The following is a 17,071-nucleotide window of genomic DNA, read 5'->3' as shown; positions in this document are numbered from 1 at the left end:
GGCCAGGGGGCCCGCACGGGCGAACAGACGCGCCCCACGCACAAAAACCGACCAGGTAGCGCGGGGGGTCAGCGATGACGGTCGTGACGCTGGCCGCGGTCGAGCGGGCGGTCGCCGAACTGGCCGCCGACGGCGTCGAGGAGGTCACCTCCCACGACGTGGCCGCCCACCTCGACCGGTCACCCCTGCAGTGGGTCCACTCCTCGATCGGCAACCAGCTCTCCCGGCTGGCCGAGGAGGGTGCCATCGAGAAGGTCCGCGACGGCCACCTCACGGACGACAAGACGACCTACCGGATCGTCGACGCCGACGCGCTCGACGCCGAGCCCCAGCCCATCGCCGACGGCGGCGCCACGGCCTGCGAGGTGTGTGGCGGCGCGGTCGACGACCTGCGCGATCTCGACCCCGGCGACGGCGACCGGGTCGTCTGCGACGGCTGCACGGTCGAGATCGACGACGCGACGCTGGCCGCGCTGCGGGAGGGCATCGCCAGCACGGTCGCCGCCGACGACGGCCGCGAGCGCCGCGACGGCGAGTTCGTCTTCCGCGCTCGCGACGACTGGAGCGGTGCGCCCGGCTCGCACGTGGTCGTCGACGCCGCGGGCGGGGACTACCCCAACTGGGCAGTCGTCCCGTTCGACCTGGCCGACCTGTACCTCGACGAGCTGGAGGTCCGGCTCGACGATGTCGACGTGACGGTCGGGGCCACGGGAGGTGACGCCTGATGGTCACCTCGGTCAAGACGCTGCGCGAGTACGCGGACATGCTGGACGAGATCGCCGACGACTGGGAGGGTGAACAGCCGCTCGTCCTCATCGGCGACGTGACGGGAAGCGTCAACATCTCGGCCGACGACGGGTTCTCGAAGTACGGCCCGGTCGGGTTCGCCCAGGAGTGTTTCGACGGGAACGGCGTGTTCGAACTCGGCCAGAAGGCCGACACCCGGTTTTTCGGGACGATGCTGCTGCACCCCGAGCATGTCGTCGAGGACGCCCTCGACGAGAAGGACATCTGCCGGTACTGCTACCACCGCTACGAGGACTGCACGTGCCCAGAGGTCGAGGAAGCAACTGCAGGAGGTGACGAGTGATGGCCCGCTTCGCGAAGGTGTCGCGGGGCGTCTCGGCGCCGAACGACGGCGCGGACACGACCGACCACCCGGAGGACCCGGGCTCGAAGTGTCGCGCCTGCGGCCACGTCGGCCACGCACACGAGAAGGTTCGCGTCTACACCGACGGCGGGCCCGACGGGAGCTACCACTACGAGTACCGCTGTCCGGGAGGTGACGCGTAGATGCCCACCTGCAACCGCTGCGGCAAGCGGATCCTCCGCGGGCGCCTCTGCACCACCCACCAGCTCGAAACCGGCTCGGCCGCGGTCGCCAACGAGTACGAGCTGTACGACTGTCCGACCTGCGACGGCGTCACGAGCGGCGAGGGCGAGCCCTGCTACAAGTGCCGGGGTGGTGAGCGATGACCCGCAACGCCTCGGCGTTCGGCCGCGCGTGGCCGCTGCTGGCGGTCGTGCTGCTGACGCTGGCGCTGACTGGCGTCGCCTTCGTCGTGGGGGTCCAGCCATGAGCGCCGAGACGTTCGGCCAGGCGTTCGCGCTGGCCGCGATGGACCTCGACGACGCGTCGGTCGGCCGCGAGGACGGTCGCCTGGTCGTCACGCGCGAGCTGACCGACGAGACGGTCAGCACCGAGGACATCATCGACCTCGCCGACGAGCACGGCCTCGACATCGTCGACGTGACCGCCGACGTGGGCGACGGCGAAGTGTGCGTCTGGATCGGGGGAGGCGAAGCATGAACGCCGGCTACGTCGTTCGCGTCGAGCCCTACGGCGACACCGCCGACGACGCCGAGCGCGCCGGCCAGACGACCACCGACGAGTCGTGGGACTGGCTCGCCAAGCCCACCGCGACCCAGCAGGTGACCGTCGGCGCGGGCACGCCCGATCAGCGGGCGGTCGACTACGTCGTCGGTGAGGCCACCTGGACCACCACGGTCGACGAGGACCGCACGGTCGTCACCGACGACGGCCGGATCACCGAGCGGACCACGACCGAACAGCGCCGTGAGGCCGCGGAGTTCGTCCTCGTCCCGGAGGCCCGCGTCGGCGCCGTCTCCGACACCGGCGCGCTGTACTACATCGAGCAGATGTTCACGACGCTGGATGTCGAGAAGCGGGAGATCGACCTCCGCCAGCTCGTCGACAGTCAGGACGTGACCCAGTGGGGCGTCGGCTTCGCCGGCCGGACGGTCGCCGACGGCGGCAACAAGGGCGCGCTGTACGGCCAGGCCATCGAGGACGATCCCGACCTTGGCGACGAACTCCAGCACACACCCCTGAGCGACGTGGGCTTCGAGCACCGCTACGGCCCGGAGTCGCTGAAGGCCTACCTCGCCGAGTCGGGCTACGTCGCCGCCTACGGCGACGAGTGGGCCACCTACGACTTCGTCCCGTGGCTCGTCGACGTGGTCGAGCCGCACCTCCGCGACGACGAGGACGGCGTCCACGAGGACCAGGCGACGCTGGAGGAGGCCGCCGACGAACCCGAGTGCGACGACTGCGGCCGGGCGACCGACTCGGTCGACGACACCGGGCTGTGCGTCGTCTGCCGGGACAAGGCCGAGGAGGACGGCGCGGATCCCTACGCCGACCTCGACACCGTGACCGAGGCCAACGGGGGTGACGGCGATGAGTAGAGTCGCCGAGATCCTCTCGAACGCCGCCGCGCTGCACCCCGGCGACCAGGCGGCACTGGTCAAGTGGGCCAAGAAGGTCGAACAGGCCGAAGGGAAACTCAAGCCGGGGTGTGACCTCGGCCCCGACACGACCGGCGTGACCGTCGCCCTCGACGAGCGCGTCGGCGACCAAGCTGATGTCGAGCCGGGGACGTTCGCCGAGGGCTGGGTCGCCACGCCGGCGCTCGGCGACTGTCCGAACTGCGGCGAGGATGCGCCGCTCATCTCCATCGGCAACCCTGACGCGGACATCATCCTGACAGACTGCGTCGACTGCCGCACGCGGTGGGATCTCGACGCCCTCGCGGCGGCTCACGGGGGTGACGAGACCGATGCGTGACCGCAAGGCTCGCGACGACCTCTATGAGCGCGCGGCAGAGGCGTGGGGCGAAGACGCCCAGCTCACCAAGGCCGCCGAGGAGTTCGCCGAACTCGCGGCGGTCGTCAACCGCGCCCAGAACGGCCAGGCCGACCACATGGACATCATCGAGGAACTGGTCGACGCGCGACTCATGCTCGAACAACTGGAGTTCCAGCTCGACGACGCGACGGTCGGACTCGCGTTCGACCAGGCCGTCGCCGATCTGGAGGATCGCCTGGAGGTGCATGGCGATGCCGAGTGACGCCGAAGCTCACGGCGGCGTCTCCGACGAGTTCATCGAGGCACTCGCGTCGTACCGCTCGGGCCGGACGGCCCCGGCGGACCCGGAGGTGCAGTCGTTCGTGGACTGGCTCGGTCAGGACCCGCCCCACGCGGCCCCGGACCACGACGACGCGATCGCGCTCGCGCCGGCGCTGCTGGGCCAGCGGTTGCTCTGCCCGATGGCCGCGCTGCCGCGCGACCGCCAGCCCCGCCCGGCCGACGCCGACGGCGCGTGGCTGCTGGTCGACGACCGCGCCCTGGTCGACCCGGAGGGGTGGTGCTGATGTCCGCCCACTGCCACTGCGACGATCGCCAGCCTCGCCGCGTCGAGACGGAGATCACGCACGGCGCGCCCGAGGGGACGACCGCCGTCCGCATCGAGTGCGCGAACTGCTGGGGCCTCATCCGGGTGGTGTCATGAGCGACGACACCGACCGCGACTGGACAGTCGTGGGTACCGCCCACATCTGCGGGCTCGGCCAGCTCCCCGACAAGATCCTCGATATGCACACGACCGAACAGTACGCCGTCTTCGCGGACGGTGAGGACCTGCTGCTGACGCCGGTCGACGAGGTGGAGCCATGACGGTCCACACCCTCGCGGAGACCCAGACCGCCGGCTTCGGCTCCGCGAACGGCAAGGTCGTCGAGACGCTGACCCTGGAGTTCGACGAGGCCCGGCCGGCCATCACGGTCCGCCACAAGCGCACCGACCACCCCGACCCGACGGTCGACCGGGACGTGCGCACGACGACCGTCGAGACGGTGACGGTCGTGCCGACCGACGACATCGACCGCCGGAAGGTCGAGATCGGGACGCGCCACGGGCGCGACCGCGTCATCGTCGAGACGCACGACCACGCCCCGCGGGCCTACGTCCGCCACGAGCGCCAGGACGGCTCTTGGACCGAGCGGGCGGCGTGGGAGCTGCACCCCGCGACCGGGATCTCGCAGGTCACCGGCGAAGCCGTCGCCGACGGTGGTACCGTCGAGGACGGCATCGAGCGCCTCGTCGAGGAGTTGTACCTGTCGGCCTACGTCAACCACCAGGAACTCGACGACGTTGATCCGGGCTACGAGTACGCAGTACAGCAACTGCTCTCTGACTTCCGGGCGCGCAACCCCGGACTGCTGACAAAGGACATGGAGACAGCCGCGATGAACCGCGCACAGGACCGGATAGAAGACCGGTCTGCACGCACGGGAGGTGAGCGGTGATGGCGACGACCCTCCCGGACTCGTTCGCGGAGCTCGCCCGCCCGGAGCTGGACGGCCACACCGCCAAGCGCTGGGACCAGCGGATGCCCGCCGCGGCGGTCGCGCCGGAGACGGCGCTGGCCGACGCGGTCCCCGTCCACCCCGAAGCGCGGGCGCTGTTCCGCACCGGCCACCACCCGACGCCCGACGACGTGCTGCTGTATCGCGGCGAGGCCGACGGCGAGGTCTACGGCGCGGTCTTCCTCGTCTACGACTACGACGACGGTCCCGAAGCGGTGACCGTCTACCGGATCCGCTCGCGCCACGACGCCAGCCTGCGCGCCTACTGCTGGGCGCGCCTCGCGGAGTACAGTGCCGACGACCAGCCCGACAGGAGGTCAGCATGAGCCAGCTACAGAAGCAACCCTACGACGTGGAACCGTTCGACCCCGACGAGGACGATGTCGACGAATGGCTCCAGGCCCACCGCGAGGCCCTGGAGTTCGAGGCCAAGAGTGATGCCCCCGACGCGTGGGTGTTCGAACGCGCGCTCGCCTACGTCGAGTCGCTCGACGGGGAGGAGTCCGCATCATGAGCGTCCGCGATCTCGCCGTTGGCCTGGACGGCCGCCAGCAGATGGGCGCGGAACTCCCGGCGGCTCATCTCCTCGACATCGACCTGTCCCTCCCCGAGCTTCGCGACGGCGTTGTCGCGGCGGTTCCGCGCCTCCTGCGTGGCGGGCTCGCCGCACCGGGGGCAGTACTCGTGATGGGGCGCCAGCGGCTCCCGGCAGTTCCCGCAGGGCCGGCGCTCGTGCTCGACGCCGTCGTCGGCGTCGCCGACGCCCGCGTGGGCGAAGATGTCCGCGTTGTGTTCCTCGGCGGCGATGTGCTGGTAGGTCTCCCACATGTCGGTGTCCACCTCCCAGTGGACTCGGTGCTCGATCTGGGCGCGGGTGTAGTCCTCGCGGACCATGCGCGTGATCGCCGAGTGTCGGAAGTTGTGGGGATGGACCGGCCGGTCGACGCCGCCGTTGTCGGCGGCCTTCCGCAGCTGCTTGCGGATCGTCGACGGCGAGAGGGCCCCGTCCTCGTCCCACGGGGCGCCGTTCCCGTGGCCGGGGATCTTGTGGAAAAAGGCGGCCTCGTCGTCGTCCGGGCGCGGATGGACCTGCCGGAGGTAGGTCCGGACCGGCGTCTTCGCGTCGATGATGGGGTAGTTCGCGATGTCGGCGCCCTTCAGGCCGACGGCCTGGTCGTTCGGCCGGTAGGTGGCCTGGTCGCCGTCGAGGTCCACGTCGCCGACCCGGAGCGACCCGAGCAGCGAGAGGCGGGCGCCGGTGTCGGCGAGGAACTCGATCATCGCGATGTCGCGCATGTTGTTCGCGCCGTCGACCAACGCCGAGATGTCCTCCGACCGGAGCATGTCCTCGGGGCTGACCTTGGTGTCCGGCGGCGGCGTCAGCTCGTAGTCGTCGGCCCACTCGGTACCCTCGATGTCGACGGCCTTCAGGAACTTCCGGACGGCGAACTCGACGTTGCGGATCGTCCCGTCGGAGAGGCCGGGCTCGTCGCCCATGCCGTACTCGGGGTTCCGGCGGAGCTCGAAGACGTGGGCGTCGAAGTCCGCCTCGGAGAGTTCGACGATCGGCTGGTCGAGGCGTTCGGCCGTCTTGCGGAGGTTCTTGAGGTACTCGGCGAGCGTGCCCTCGGCGACGGAGCCGTCGAGGCGCTTGGCGAAGCGCTTGACGTGCGGCCGGTCGACGGGATCGTGCCGGTCGACCTTGCCGAGCTCGCGCTCGGCCCGTTCGCCGAAGCCCTGGAAGTCGTCCAACCCTGCCATACCCGTGCGTCTGAGGCGAGTATTATGAAACCCAGGTACGGAAAAATAACCTTTTTGCTGTATATCACCCCGCTACAACCCCGTTTCATCAATCTTTCGGGGCGGGGATCCGGCCGACCCCGCCGGTGTCCCAACACCCTTGCCGCGCGAGGCGAACCGACCGGTATGGTCGACGAGGGAGACGCCGCCCCCGACTTCACCGCACCGCTGGCTCACGGCGACGTGACCGAGTTCACGCTGTCGGAGCGACTGGGCGAGGCCCCGCTCGTGTTCGCCTTCTTCCCCGGTGCCTTCACCGGAACCTGCACCCACGAGATGGAGACCTTCGAGGAGCGCCTCGACGAGTTCGAGGACCTCGGTGCGACCGTGTACGGCGTCAGCGTCGACACGCCGTTCGCGCTGAACGCCTTCCGCGAGGACAGCGACCTGACCTTCGGGATGATCAGCGACACGAACCGGCGGATCGTCGACGCCTACGACCTCGCCATGGACTTCGCGTCGCTCGGCGTCGACGACGTGGCCAAGCGGGCCGTGCTCGTGATCGACGGCGAGGGCGTCGTGCGCTACGCCTGGGTCGCCGGCGACCCGGGCATCGAACCCGACTACGACGCGGTGCGCGACGCCGTCGCCGACCTGCGCTGAGCTGCGCTCGCGGCTCTGCGTGGGACCGGAGGTTCGCACGGGAGGTTTTTGCGTCCGCGGGCGGATAGTCGAGACATGAGTGACGGTTCGGACGCGGTCGACGGGCGGTCGTACGATCCCGACGCCGAGCACGCCTTCCCGGACGAGCGGCTCAACGAGGTGCTCGCGTTCGTCGAGGACGACGAGGAGATACAGACGTATCTCGACGCCCAGAACGTCAACCCCGTGGCCCGGATGCGATACAACGACCACGGCGCCAAACACGTCAGCATCGTCCGCGACCGGGCGCTGACGCTGTACGAACTCTGCTACGACGGCGGCGTCGAGTTCAACGGCGCCGCCGAGCAGGGGCTGGAGACGGCCGACGAGCCGGTGATCGTGGCGCTCGCGGCGACGCTGCACGACATCGGCCACGTCGTCCACCGGGACGAACATCCCTACTACTCGATCCCGCTGGCGGCCGACCTGCTGGACCGGGCCCTCGACGAGTGGTACGACACCGCCGACGCCGTCCGGATGAAAGGCGAGGTGCTGCACGCGATCCTCTGTCACCACACCGAGGAGACGCCGCTGACGACCGAGGCGGGCATCGTCCGGCTGGCCGACGGCCTGGACATGGAGCACGGCCGGTCGCGCAGCCCCTACGAACGGGGCGGGCGGGGGATCAACACGGTCTCCAGTCAGGCCATCGAATCGGTGACGCTGAAGGCGGGCGACGGCGTGGCGGTGCTCGTGGAGATCGAGATGCACAACGCCGCGGGCGTCTACCAGGTCGACGAACTCCTGAAGGCCAAGCTGCGCGGGTCGGGACTGGAAGACCACGTCCGCATCGTGGCAGTCAACACCTCCGAGGGGGAGGGCAACATCGTCGAGCGGATCGAGCTGTAGGCGCCGGGCGACAGTGGGTCCCGGACCGGGCCGACCGCGGAGTGGGTCCCGGAGCGGACCGACCGCGGAAGGCTCCGCCGGAGACGAAACACCCTTTCGGCCGTAGCCGGACCGCCGAACTGTGAGCGACGACTCGGGCGGATCGCTGCGGCTGTTCGCCAACGCCGAGTTCGTGGCGCTGGCGGGCACGGCCTTCGCGCGGTCGCAGGCGTACTCGACCATCGCCATCGCGCTGGCGCTGTACGCCGACATGTTCGCCACCTCGGGCACCGTCGAGGGGCTGTTCGGCACCGCGTTCGCCCTCGTCCAGCTTATCATCGTCCTGCCAATGGGGCGGGCCATCGACACCGGCAACGCCAAGCGGTACCTGCTGGTCGGGCTCGCGCTGAACGTCCTCGTGTTCGTCGGCTTCGCGATGGTCGAGACGGTGAGCCACGTCGTCCTGATGCGCGTGTTCCAGGGGCTGGGCGCGAGCCTGCTGTGGATCACCGGCTCGACCGTCGTCGGGGAGATCAGCCCCGACGGCGAGCGCGGCCAGTGGCTCGGCACCTACAACCAGGTCGGCGCGTTCTCCAGCCTCGCGGGCGACCTCGTCGGGGGGATCCTGCTGGCGACCAGCGGGTTCACGCTCACCTACGGCGTGCTCAGCGGCGTGACGCTGCTTGCGTTCGTCGGCGTCTACTTCTTCCTCCGCGACGACCCGGGCGGGCAGGCCGACCCGGAGGAGGCGACCGGCGTCGAGACGCTCCGGATGTTGCTCGGCCGCGCGGCCATCCGCGCGCTGGTCGTCTTCAGGCTCGGCCTGAGCTTCGGGAAGATGGCGGTCATCCTCTTTCTGCCCATCTACGCGCGGACCCGCTTCGGGATGAGCCCGATACTCGTCGGCGGCATCCTCGCCGGCGGGAAGCTCACGAAGTCGCTGACCCAGGGGCTCGTGGGCTCGTACACCGACCGGCTGGGCCACAAACACGTCTTCGTCTTCGTCGGCGCGGTGCTGTACGCCGTCGGCGCGGCGATCATCCCCTTCGCCGAGTACGCCGTCGGCTACTTCGCGCCGATGACGATCGCGGTGGCGGGGCTGTCGACGACGCTGCCGCCCGCGTTCTTCCCGCTGTTCGGCGCGTTCGCGGTCTGCGGCGTCGCCGACAGCATCCGCCTGCCCGCGAGCATGGCGCTGTTCGTCGAGGAGGGCGAGCACTTCGACGCCGTCGCGGGGAGCATGTCGCTTCGCTCGATCGCCTGGAAGGTCGGCCAGGTCGTCGGCCCCGTCTCCGTCGGCGCGCTGTGGGACGCCACCTCCGTCTTCGTCGCCTTCTTCACCGCCAGCGCGTTCATCGTCGTCGCCGCGGTCGTCTTCTTCGGCCTCTACACCGTCGAGCCCGCGCCGGAGACCGTCCCAGCCGCTGGCGACTGACTGCAGGGAGCGACTGACCGCGGGAAACGACCCGGCCCGCAGGTGAGCGAACCGGCGCTCCTGACCGCGCCCGGACCTGACGGGAGCCCGGTAGTACCACGAGCATGTCACCGGTTGGCACAATGATTTTTACCGTTCCGGACCAAGTAGAAGTATGAGCCAGACCCCCGTCGACGGGGCCGACAGGGAGGGTCGGGCCGCCGGGGACGCCGACCGGGGAGCCGGGTCCGACTCGCTCGTCAGTCGTCTCGCCGCACGACTCCGCTCGGTCGGTCGATCCATCCGCGCCCGGCTGGGATCGCTGACCGGCCGCGAGGAGCGCACGGACTTCGAGCGCGCGCGGTCCGTCGAACGGGAGGGGACAGCGGACCGCGCGCGCTCGGTGCAGTGCGTCGGGCTCACCGAGGAGGTCGTGGAGGGCGACGGCCGCGCGGTGACCGACGACCTCGTGCGCGCGCAGGCCGCCGAGGCGCCCGACCGGGAGGGGCCGGCTGACGACCGGCCGGAGCTGGTCGTCCGGTGGACCGACGACGAACTGACGCTGTCCTCGCCCGACGAGCCCGACGCCCACATCACCTCGACGTACTGGGAAGACGTCGAGCGCTGAGCCGGCCGGTCACTCGGACTGGCCGACGCGCAGGACCTGCACCAGCGAGTAGACGGGGACGCCCTCGATCTCCTCGACGCCGCGCTTGTCGGTCAGCACCGCGCAGGCGACGGGCTCGCCGCCGCGGTCGCGGATGGCCTCGACCGTCTCGGTCATGGTGGTGCCGCTGGTGATGGTGTCGTCGACGACGTAGCACTCCCGATCCCGTATCTGGGCGAAGTTCCGGGAGAAGGAACCAGAGAGTTCCTCGCTCTCGCCGTCGTCCCACTGGTGTTTGCTCGGCGCGTAGGTGCCCAGGTCCGTGTCGAGTTCGCGGGCGACCGTCGTCGCGATCGGTGCGCCCGCCTTCTCGATCCCGATGGTCAGGTCCACTTCCTCGCCCTGTTTCGACAGCAGGTCCGCGACCGCGCGACCCACGTGTGTCAGCCGGGCGCTGTCCCGGCCGATCGCCGACCAGTCCACGTGGATGTCGTGGGGGCTCTGGGACTTCCTGTCGGTCGCCGTCGTCGTCGTGGCGCCGCTGCGCGAGACGAGCCAGGAGGCCGTCTCCTTCGAGACGTTGAGCTCGTCCGCGATCTCGCCCTTCGAGAGACCCCCCTCCGCCAGCTCCGCCGCGCTGTCGATGAGATCGTCGATGTTCTTCATGCGTGTTACCTGCTCTTTCGCACGCGGGGGTGTTACCCGTTGTGGGTTCCCGTCGCCGTCTCTCACACCCGTCGCGGGACCCCGTTGGCGCCTCTCGCGCCAGTCGTCACCCGCGCGACCCGGGGGGACCCGCGCGCCGATCCCAACCTACACAACGGGTCCCCCGGTAGGGCCGACGATGGAACGCTACGACCAGCTCTACCGGCTCTACGAGGAGTTCGACGCCGAGCGGCTGCGGGCCCACCAGGCGTTCGTGGACCTGTTCCCGCCGCTGGACTCGCGGGTCGCGCTGACCTACTGGGAGGACGCCAGCGACGAACTCGACGAGCTACGGGGGGAGATCCGCGACGCCTTCCCCGGGACCGGCGAGACGTACGCGGACGTGGCCGCCCACGCCACCCGCGACCAGGCGTTCACCGGGCTCGACCTGGCGACGAAGTACGACCGGCCGGTCAACGCCCTCGTGCTCGACGTGGACGAGACGCTGCGCTCGGCGGGGCAGACCGACAACGAGATCCCCCGCGAGACCCTGCACCTGCTGACCGAGTTCCACGAGGCCGGCGTGCCCATCGTCGTCTGCACCGGCCAGACCCTCGAGAACGTCAAGGGCTTCCTCGGTCAGGGGCTGGGCAACGCCGTCGTCAACTCCGGCGAGGTGAGCGTCGTCTACGAGAGTGGGACCGGCGTCTTCACGCCCGGCCACGGCCCCGAGACCAAGCGCCTGCTGTACGACGAGCTCGACGAGTCGGTCCGCGCGGCCTTCGACCGGCTGCGCCAGCGCGTGCTCTCGGACGCGCCCGGCGGCGTCGCCCGCGGCTGTCACCTGCAGGGCAACGAGTTCAACGTCACGCTCAAGCCCAACTTCGAGACGGGGAGCGACGACGCCGTCGCGGTGATCGACGACGCCCTGGTCTACCTGCTGGACCTTCTGGGCGTCGTCGTCGCGGACCGCATCGACGGCGCCGACCCCGAGCGTGCCGACGCCGGTGAGCGCGGCGCCGACGGGCGCGGCGACGGCGGGCGAGACAGCGGGGCCGTCCTCGGCGCGGCGGCCGGCGAGTGGACCCGGGCGTTCTACGCCTCGCGGGACCCGGAGATCGAGGCGGTGCTCGACGACCGCGGCGAACTGCCGGGAGGCAGTGAACCCGACGACGCGGACGTGCCCGACGCGGTCGCGGACTTTCTCGACCGGGTGGACGTGGCCTACTACGAGGGCGACGCGGCGGAGGTCGTGAGCCGCGAACTCGACAAGCCCGGCGGGGTCGAGGCGGCGTTCGAGGTGCTGGGGGTCGACGACCCGTTCGCGCTGGTGCTGGGCGACAGCAAGAGCGACCTCCGGGTGATGGAGTGGGTCGCCGAGCGGGACGCCGGCATCGCGGCCGCGCCCGAGCACGCGTCGACCGTCGTTCTGGACCACGTCCGGGAGCGCGACGACCTCGTCTTCCCCGCGGGGGAGGCCGGTGACGTGCTCCGAACGGTGTACGCGCTCAACAGACTGGTCGCCGTCGAGTGATCGGCGAAATTCGCGGCGGAACGGCCCTGTTCGTCCGGACAGGTCGAACGGGCCGGGGAGTCGTTCGGCGGGGGGCGGGGTTCAGCGACTGATCGCGGGAGATTTACGGGAGTCCGCGAGTAGGTATCCGTGAGAACCGAACGGAGTCAACACTATGGTCGATATCTCATCTGTCAGGCTCGGCATCGTCGGTCTGGGTAACATCGGACACCACCACGCGGAGCGGTTCGTCGACCAGGGGGCGAACCTGGTCGGCGGCGTCGACATCGCGGAGGGCGCCCGCGCCTCCTTCGCCGACGAGTTCGGGGTCGCCACCTACCAGGACCACCACGAACTCTACGAGGAGGTCGACGCCGTCGCGGTCACGACGCCCAACAAGTTCCACGAGCAGTACGTCGTCGACGCGCTGGAGGCGGGGCTGGACGTGCTCGTCGAGAAGCCGCTGGCCAACACCCTGGAGGGGGCCGAGCGGATCGCCGACGCCGCCCACGAGGCCGAGGGGTTCTGCATGGTCGGGTTCCACACCCGCTTCGAGAACCCCGTCGAGGTGATCAACGGCTACCGTCAGGAAGGCCGGTTCGGCGAGCTGAGCCACGTCGAGGCCAACTACATCCGCCGGCGGGGCGTCCCCGGCCGCGGGTCGTGGTTCACGAGCAAGGAGGTCGCCGGCGGCGGCGCGCTCATCGACATCGGCGTCCACGCCGTCGACCTGTCGCTGTACCTGCTGGGCTACCCCGAGGTCGAGGAGGTCTCGGGGATCACCCGCTCGCAGTTCGGCGGCCGCGACGACTACACCTTCATCCAGATGTGGGGCGACGACCAGGGCCCCGAGGGCTTCGACGTCGACGACTCCGCCACCGCCTTCATCCGCTGTGCCGACGGCCGCACCATCTCCCTGGAGGTCGCCTGGGCCGTCAACCGCCCGAAGAAACAGGAGTACGTCCTCCGCGGCACGGAGTCGGGCGCGACCTTCCGCCCCGGCGAGGGCGTCACCTTCCACGAGTCGGGCGCCCAGGGCGCCGGCCACATGGTCGAGTCCGATATCGAGACCCGCAACAACGACGCCCACGCGGCCGAACAGGCGTACTTCCTCGAACACTGCGTGACCGGCGAGACGCCCGAGCGCAACACCGTCGAACAGGGCCTGACCGTCCAGCGCGTCCTCTCGGCGATCTACCGCTCCAGCGAGACCGGCGAGGCCGTCTCCCTCGACGACTGACCGCCCGGCCCTTCCTCCCGTCGTCCGCCGGCCGTCCGTCACCACTGCTCAGCGGCGGGTCTCGGGCGCCGACCGGCCCGCCGCGCGGCCTCGCGAGGAAAGACTTAACTCGGAATAGAGTACTCTTTTCGCCAATGAAGGCGATCGCTGTCCAGCGGGGCTCCGAGGGACCGGCGGTGATAGAGAAGCCGCGGCCGACACCGGACGAGGGCGAGGCGCTGCTCCGGACGCTCCGGGTCGGCGTCGACGGGACCGACCACGAGGTCATCGGCGGCTCCCACGGCGGGTTCCCCGAGGGCGAGGACCACATGGTGCTGGGCCACGAGGCCGTCGCCGTCGTCGAGGACCCGAACGGCACCGACCTCGACGAGGGCGACGTGGTCGCCCCCACGGTCCGGCGCCCGCCAGCCGACGGCTCCAACGAGTACTTCGAGCGCGGCGAACCGGACATGGCCCCCGAGGGCGAGTACGTCGAGCGGGGCATCGTCGGCGATCACGGCTTCATGGCGGAGTACTTCACCAGTCCGCCGGAGTACCTGGTGGCGGTCCCCGAGTCGCTGTGGGAACTCGGCTTCTTCGTCGAGCCGATCAGCATCACGGAGAAGGCGCTGGAACACGCCTACGCCTCGCGGTCGGCGTTCGAGTGGACGCCCGAGTCCGCCCTGGTGCTGGGCAACCGGTCGCTCGGTCTGCTCACGCTCGCCATGCTGGAGTACGGCGTCGACAGCGACCGCTCGTTCGCCGCCCACGACTTCGAGCGGACCTACTGTCTGGGCCGCCGGGAGCGACCTGACCCGACCGTCGACATCATCGACGAGATCGGCGCGACCTACGTCAACTCGAACGAGACGCCGCTGGGGACGGTGCCGGAGGCGTACGAACCGATGGACTTCGTCTACGAGGCGACGGGCTACGCGCCCCACGCCTTCGAGACGGTCGAGGCGCTGGCGCCCAACGGGGTCGGGGCGCTGCTGGGTATCCCCGACTCCTGGGAGTTCGAGGTCGACGGCGGGCGCATCCACAACGAACTCGTCCTCCACAACAAGGCGCTCGTCGGGACGGTCAACTCCCACGTGAAACACTTCGAGGGAGCGGTCGACACGCTGGGCGAGCTGCCCGACTGGCTGCTCGAGGACCTCGTGACGACCGTCGCAACGCCCGACGACGTCGAGCCGGCCTTCGAGTACGGCCACGACCAGATCAAGGCGGTCGTCGAGTTCGACACCCTGTGAGCGGGCGGGCTCTCCGCGACGACCGGAGGGGGCCCACGTGACGGCCTCGCGCGGACTGCGCGAAGGGACAGACTGATTTACTCGGTGGCGAAAGAGGGAACCCACATGGCTGGTGACGACCTCCTCGCCTCGCTCGAAGCCGTCTCCGAGCGGTTCAACTTCGGGGAGTACGAGGCGAAGGCGTACCTCACGATCCTCGAACACGGGCAGGTCACGGCCTCGGAGATCGCCGACTACACGGACATCCCCCAGCCGCGCGTCTACGACACGGTCCGCAGCCTGAGCGACATCGGGCTGGTCGAACTCCAGGAGTCGCGGCCGATGAAGGTGCTGGCGCTCGACCCGGCGGAGGCGTTCGACGACCTCCAGGAGTCGCTGGACACGCTGGTCGACGACCTGGAGGAGCAGTACACCCAGCCCGCCCGCGGCACGGAGGCCGTCTCGCTCGTCAAGTCCCGGCCCACGATCCTCCGGTACCTCTCGGAGGTCATCGACTCGGCGGAGTACGAGCTGATGCTCTCGCTGACGCCGGAGCTGCTGGAGCGGTTCGAGAGCCAGCTGCGCCGCCAGCACGAGGAGGGCGTCGCCATCGAGATCCTCATCTCCCCCGCCGCCGACGCCCCCGACCCCGACGAGTACGACTACGCGGACCTCGCGAGCACGGTCAAGCAGCGCCGCGGCGTCACGACGCCCGTCATCGCCGTCGCCGACGGCCGCTACTCCATCTACGCGACCCGCGAGAGCCTCAAGGGCGACACCGACCGCTACGGCGTCATCTTCGACCGCTCGGAGCTGGGTTTCCTCGTCTCGATGTTCATGAACACGGTCCTGTGGACCACCGCCGAGACGGTCCGGACCGACGGCGAGGACGTGTCGTTCCCGCGCCGCTACGGGACGATCCGCCGCGCCATCGCCGACATGGTCGACCTCGACGGGGAGTTCTACGCGACCATCGAGGGCCGCGACGTGCTGACCGGCGAGGAGGTCGTCGTCGAGGGGAAGGTCGTCGACGCCAGCATCACGTCGAGCCTGGAGGAGGCGTCGCTCGTCGTCGAGACCGACGAGGGTCGAGTCACCGTCGGCGGCCAGGTCGCCGCGCTGGAGGACATCGAGTCGTTCGAGATCCGCATCGGCCGCGAGTCCCCGCCCGAACCCGCCGACTGAGGCCGCGAGTCGACGGCGCCGGTTCGCGACCGCTCCGACGGTGATGTCCGCGATTCCGACGCCACGACGCGCCCGGTCGGCGCGACCCGTATTCGTCTCTCCCGGTCGTCACGTTCGGGAGCCGGACCCGTATCGGGCACGGACCGCTCCCGGCCTGGAGGGCCGTCGAGAACGGGATGGGGACGAAGATTGCCAGTGAGCCGCTCTCCCCCCTTGAGGTCGAGAGGCCAGCAGGGACCCTACATCCCCCATCGAACCGCATTGTGTCCTCACCTCCCCAACGGTATAAATCTTGAACTTTTCATCCGTAAATAATTCCATCTCGGGTATATCGTTCCGCAAGACCGAAGTAATTCCGAATGGTATGGAATTCGATAATGGGGCCGCATCGTAGCGCAGTTCGGCGGTTTCCGGGGGGAGCGACGTGAGTTCCGACTCCATCGTCGAGTACGTGCTCGGCTCGTCGGTTCGGACGGACGTGTTGCTCGCCGTCGTCGCCGAGGGTCGGTCGATCGGGGAGCTCATCGACGCGGTCGAGGCGAGCGAGTCGGCGGTGTACAACGCCGTCGGCGACCTCGAACGCAAGGGGCTGGTGCGCTCGCTGGAGGCCGGGTGGGCGGCGACGGGGAGCGGGCAACTGGTCGCGGACCTGCTCGAACAGCAGGGCAACCTCTGTCGGCTGCTCGCCGACGACTACTGGCGCGAGCACGACGTGGCCGCGCTCCCGCGGCGGTTCCGGCTCCGGCTGACCGAGCTCGCCGACGCCGAGGTGGTCCGCGCGCCCGACTCCGACCCCCACGCCGTCGTCAGGGAGGTCTGCGACCGGGTCGAACGGGCCGGGACGGACGTGGACATCGTGACGCCGATCTATCAGGCCGAGTACGAGTCCGTCATGCCGGACGCCACCGACGCGCGCCTGATCGTCGACAGGACTGTCGCCCTCGACGCGCTCGAACGGATCGACTCGCCCGAAGAGGCCGACCAGTGGGCGGAGACGCCCGTGCGCGTCCTCGACCTCGACGTGGGCATCGGCGTCACCGACTCGGAGATCATGCTCTCGCTGCCGACTATCGACGGCCAGTGGGACTCCCGGACCGAGGTGATCGCAGAGGACGACCGCGCGATGGAGTGGGGGCGGGACCTGTTCGAACACTACTGGGACCGCGCGACGCCCAACGACGAGTTCGTCGCCGAACACTTCTAGCGCCGGCGTCGTTTCCGGAGCGCCGGACGCCTCCTCGGCGTGGCCCGAAGTTCACTGTCGGTCCCCGAGATGCCCACGAAGGTACCGAACGTGACAGATTTCGGGCTTTCGAAC

At 69.9% G+C, this 17,071-nt stretch carries 25 protein-coding genes; 23 read left to right on the top strand and 2 right to left on the bottom strand.

Annotated elements, in window-relative coordinates; genetic code table 11:
• Nucleotides 1–74: 74 nt before the first annotated feature.
• The 14 genes from E3328_RS04570 to E3328_RS04515 all read left to right on the top strand — a co-directional run bounded on the left by E3328_RS04570 (nt 75) and on the right by E3328_RS04515 (nt 5,182).
• Nucleotides 75–725, top strand: coding sequence for a hypothetical protein (locus tag E3328_RS04570; protein ID WP_135363425.1), 651 nt, complete (start codon nt 75–77; stop codon nt 723–725).
• A complete protein-coding gene (locus E3328_RS04565; RefSeq protein ID WP_135363424.1) occupies nt 725–1,090 on the top strand; it encodes a hypothetical protein in 366 nt (121 codons plus the stop codon). Before E3328_RS04570 ends, E3328_RS04565 begins: the two co-directional genes overlap by 1 nt.
• Nucleotides 1,090–1,293: a hypothetical protein gene (locus tag E3328_RS04560; RefSeq protein WP_135363423.1), complete on the top strand. Its 204-nt coding sequence runs from the start codon at nt 1,090–1,092 to the stop codon at nt 1,291–1,293. The genes E3328_RS04565 and E3328_RS04560 overlap by 1 nt, the downstream gene beginning before the upstream one ends.
• Entirely contained in the window at nt 1,294–1,476 is a 183-nt protein-coding gene (locus E3328_RS04555) for a hypothetical protein (protein WP_135363422.1), read from the top strand.
• Nucleotides 1,477–1,576: 100 nt separating this feature from the next.
• On the top strand, nt 1,577–1,810 hold the full coding sequence (locus tag E3328_RS04550; protein ID WP_135363421.1) for a hypothetical protein: 234 nt from the start codon (nt 1,577–1,579) through the stop codon (nt 1,808–1,810).
• A complete protein-coding gene (locus E3328_RS04545) occupies nt 1,807–2,709 on the top strand; it encodes a hypothetical protein (protein WP_135363420.1) in 903 nt (300 codons plus the stop codon). The genes E3328_RS04550 and E3328_RS04545 overlap by 4 nt, the downstream gene beginning before the upstream one ends.
• The gene (locus tag E3328_RS04540; RefSeq protein WP_135363419.1) at nt 2,702–3,088 is read left to right on the top strand and encodes a hypothetical protein; all 387 of its coding nucleotides are present in this window, start codon (nt 2,702–2,704) and stop codon (nt 3,086–3,088) included. Before E3328_RS04545 ends, E3328_RS04540 begins: the two co-directional genes overlap by 8 nt.
• The gene (locus tag E3328_RS04535; protein WP_135363418.1) at nt 3,081–3,371 is read left to right on the top strand and encodes a nucleoside triphosphate pyrophosphohydrolase family protein; all 291 of its coding nucleotides are present in this window, start codon (nt 3,081–3,083) and stop codon (nt 3,369–3,371) included. The genes E3328_RS04540 and E3328_RS04535 overlap by 8 nt, the downstream gene beginning before the upstream one ends.
• Nucleotides 3,361–3,675 (top strand): hypothetical protein, encoded by a 315-nt coding sequence (locus E3328_RS04530; RefSeq protein ID WP_135363417.1) that lies wholly within the window; start codon nt 3,361–3,363, stop codon nt 3,673–3,675. Before E3328_RS04535 ends, E3328_RS04530 begins: the two co-directional genes overlap by 11 nt.
• Nucleotides 3,675–3,812 carry a hypothetical protein gene (locus E3328_RS21755; RefSeq protein ID WP_167837298.1) on the top strand — a complete coding sequence of 46 codons (138 nt, stop codon included), beginning with the start codon at nt 3,675–3,677 and terminating at the stop codon, nt 3,810–3,812. The genes E3328_RS04530 and E3328_RS21755 overlap by 1 nt, the downstream gene beginning before the upstream one ends.
• Nucleotides 3,809–3,976, top strand: a complete 168-nt coding sequence (locus E3328_RS21750; protein WP_167837297.1) for a hypothetical protein — start codon at nt 3,809–3,811, stop codon at nt 3,974–3,976. Before E3328_RS21755 ends, E3328_RS21750 begins: the two co-directional genes overlap by 4 nt.
• Complete coding sequence (locus E3328_RS04525) at nt 3,973–4,608, top strand: hypothetical protein (RefSeq protein ID WP_135363416.1); 636 nt, start codon at nt 3,973–3,975, stop codon at nt 4,606–4,608. The genes E3328_RS21750 and E3328_RS04525 overlap by 4 nt, the downstream gene beginning before the upstream one ends.
• Nucleotides 4,608–4,994: a hypothetical protein gene (locus E3328_RS21745; RefSeq protein WP_167837296.1), complete on the top strand. Its 387-nt coding sequence runs from the start codon at nt 4,608–4,610 to the stop codon at nt 4,992–4,994. Before E3328_RS04525 ends, E3328_RS21745 begins: the two co-directional genes overlap by 1 nt.
• Nucleotides 4,991–5,182, top strand: coding sequence for a hypothetical protein (locus E3328_RS04515; protein WP_135363415.1), 192 nt, complete (start codon nt 4,991–4,993; stop codon nt 5,180–5,182). The genes E3328_RS21745 and E3328_RS04515 overlap by 4 nt, the downstream gene beginning before the upstream one ends.
• Here the strand turns inward: E3328_RS04515 and E3328_RS04510 are convergent.
• Nucleotides 5,143–6,429, bottom strand: coding sequence for a tyrosine-type recombinase/integrase (locus E3328_RS04510; protein WP_135363414.1), 1,287 nt, complete (start codon nt 6,427–6,429; stop codon nt 5,143–5,145). The genes E3328_RS04515 and E3328_RS04510 overlap by 40 nt on opposite strands.
• A gap of 165 nt (nt 6,430–6,594) precedes the next feature.
• Between E3328_RS04510 and E3328_RS04505 the strand changes: the two genes are divergently transcribed.
• The 4 genes from E3328_RS04505 (at nt 6,595) to E3328_RS04490 (ending at nt 9,980) form a co-directional block, all read left to right on the top strand.
• Nucleotides 6,595–7,071, top strand: coding sequence for a redoxin domain-containing protein (locus E3328_RS04505; protein WP_135363413.1), 477 nt, complete (start codon nt 6,595–6,597; stop codon nt 7,069–7,071).
• Between the two features lie 75 nt (nt 7,072–7,146).
• Complete coding sequence (locus E3328_RS04500; RefSeq protein ID WP_135363412.1) at nt 7,147–7,959, top strand: HD domain-containing protein; 813 nt, start codon at nt 7,147–7,149, stop codon at nt 7,957–7,959.
• A gap of 121 nt (nt 7,960–8,080) precedes the next feature.
• Complete coding sequence (locus E3328_RS04495; protein ID WP_135363411.1) at nt 8,081–9,373, top strand: MFS transporter; 1,293 nt, start codon at nt 8,081–8,083, stop codon at nt 9,371–9,373.
• 154 nt (nt 9,374–9,527) lie between these two features.
• On the top strand, nt 9,528–9,980 hold the full coding sequence (locus E3328_RS04490) for a hypothetical protein (protein ID WP_135363410.1): 453 nt from the start codon (nt 9,528–9,530) through the stop codon (nt 9,978–9,980).
• Between the two features lie 9 nt (nt 9,981–9,989).
• Here the strand turns inward: E3328_RS04490 and gfcR are convergent, their stop codons facing one another.
• Nucleotides 9,990–10,625 (bottom strand): transcriptional regulator GfcR, encoded by a 636-nt coding sequence (gene gfcR / locus E3328_RS04485; protein ID WP_135363409.1) that lies wholly within the window; start codon nt 10,623–10,625, stop codon nt 9,990–9,992.
• A gap of 178 nt (nt 10,626–10,803) precedes the next feature.
• Here gfcR and E3328_RS04480 point away from each other — a divergent pair, with 178 nt between their 5' ends.
• The 5 genes from E3328_RS04480 (at nt 10,804) to E3328_RS04460 (ending at nt 16,957) form a co-directional block, all read left to right on the top strand.
• Nucleotides 10,804–12,138 (top strand): HAD family hydrolase, encoded by a 1,335-nt coding sequence (locus E3328_RS04480; protein ID WP_135363408.1) that lies wholly within the window; start codon nt 10,804–10,806, stop codon nt 12,136–12,138.
• 154 nt (nt 12,139–12,292) lie between these two features.
• Nucleotides 12,293–13,357: a Gfo/Idh/MocA family protein gene (locus E3328_RS04475; protein ID WP_135363407.1), complete on the top strand. Its 1,065-nt coding sequence runs from the start codon at nt 12,293–12,295 to the stop codon at nt 13,355–13,357.
• Nucleotides 13,358–13,491: 134 nt separating this feature from the next.
• The gene (locus tag E3328_RS04470; RefSeq protein ID WP_135363406.1) at nt 13,492–14,589 is read left to right on the top strand and encodes a glucose 1-dehydrogenase; all 1,098 of its coding nucleotides are present in this window, start codon (nt 13,492–13,494) and stop codon (nt 14,587–14,589) included.
• 105 nt (nt 14,590–14,694) lie between these two features.
• On the top strand, nt 14,695–15,753 hold the full coding sequence (gene trmB, locus E3328_RS04465) for an HTH-type sugar sensing transcriptional regulator TrmB (protein WP_135363405.1): 1,059 nt from the start codon (nt 14,695–14,697) through the stop codon (nt 15,751–15,753).
• A gap of 424 nt (nt 15,754–16,177) precedes the next feature.
• Nucleotides 16,178–16,957, top strand: a complete 780-nt coding sequence (locus E3328_RS04460) for a helix-turn-helix transcriptional regulator (RefSeq protein WP_135363404.1) — start codon at nt 16,178–16,180, stop codon at nt 16,955–16,957.
• Nucleotides 16,958–17,071 lie beyond the last annotated feature (114 nt).

Source organism: Halosimplex halophilum, assembly GCF_004698125.1.
Taxonomy (GTDB): domain Archaea; phylum Halobacteriota; class Halobacteria; order Halobacteriales; family Haloarculaceae; genus Halosimplex; species Halosimplex halophilum.
Note: the sequence above shows the minus strand (reverse complement) of the source record. Positions and strands in the feature narration are given on the sequence as shown.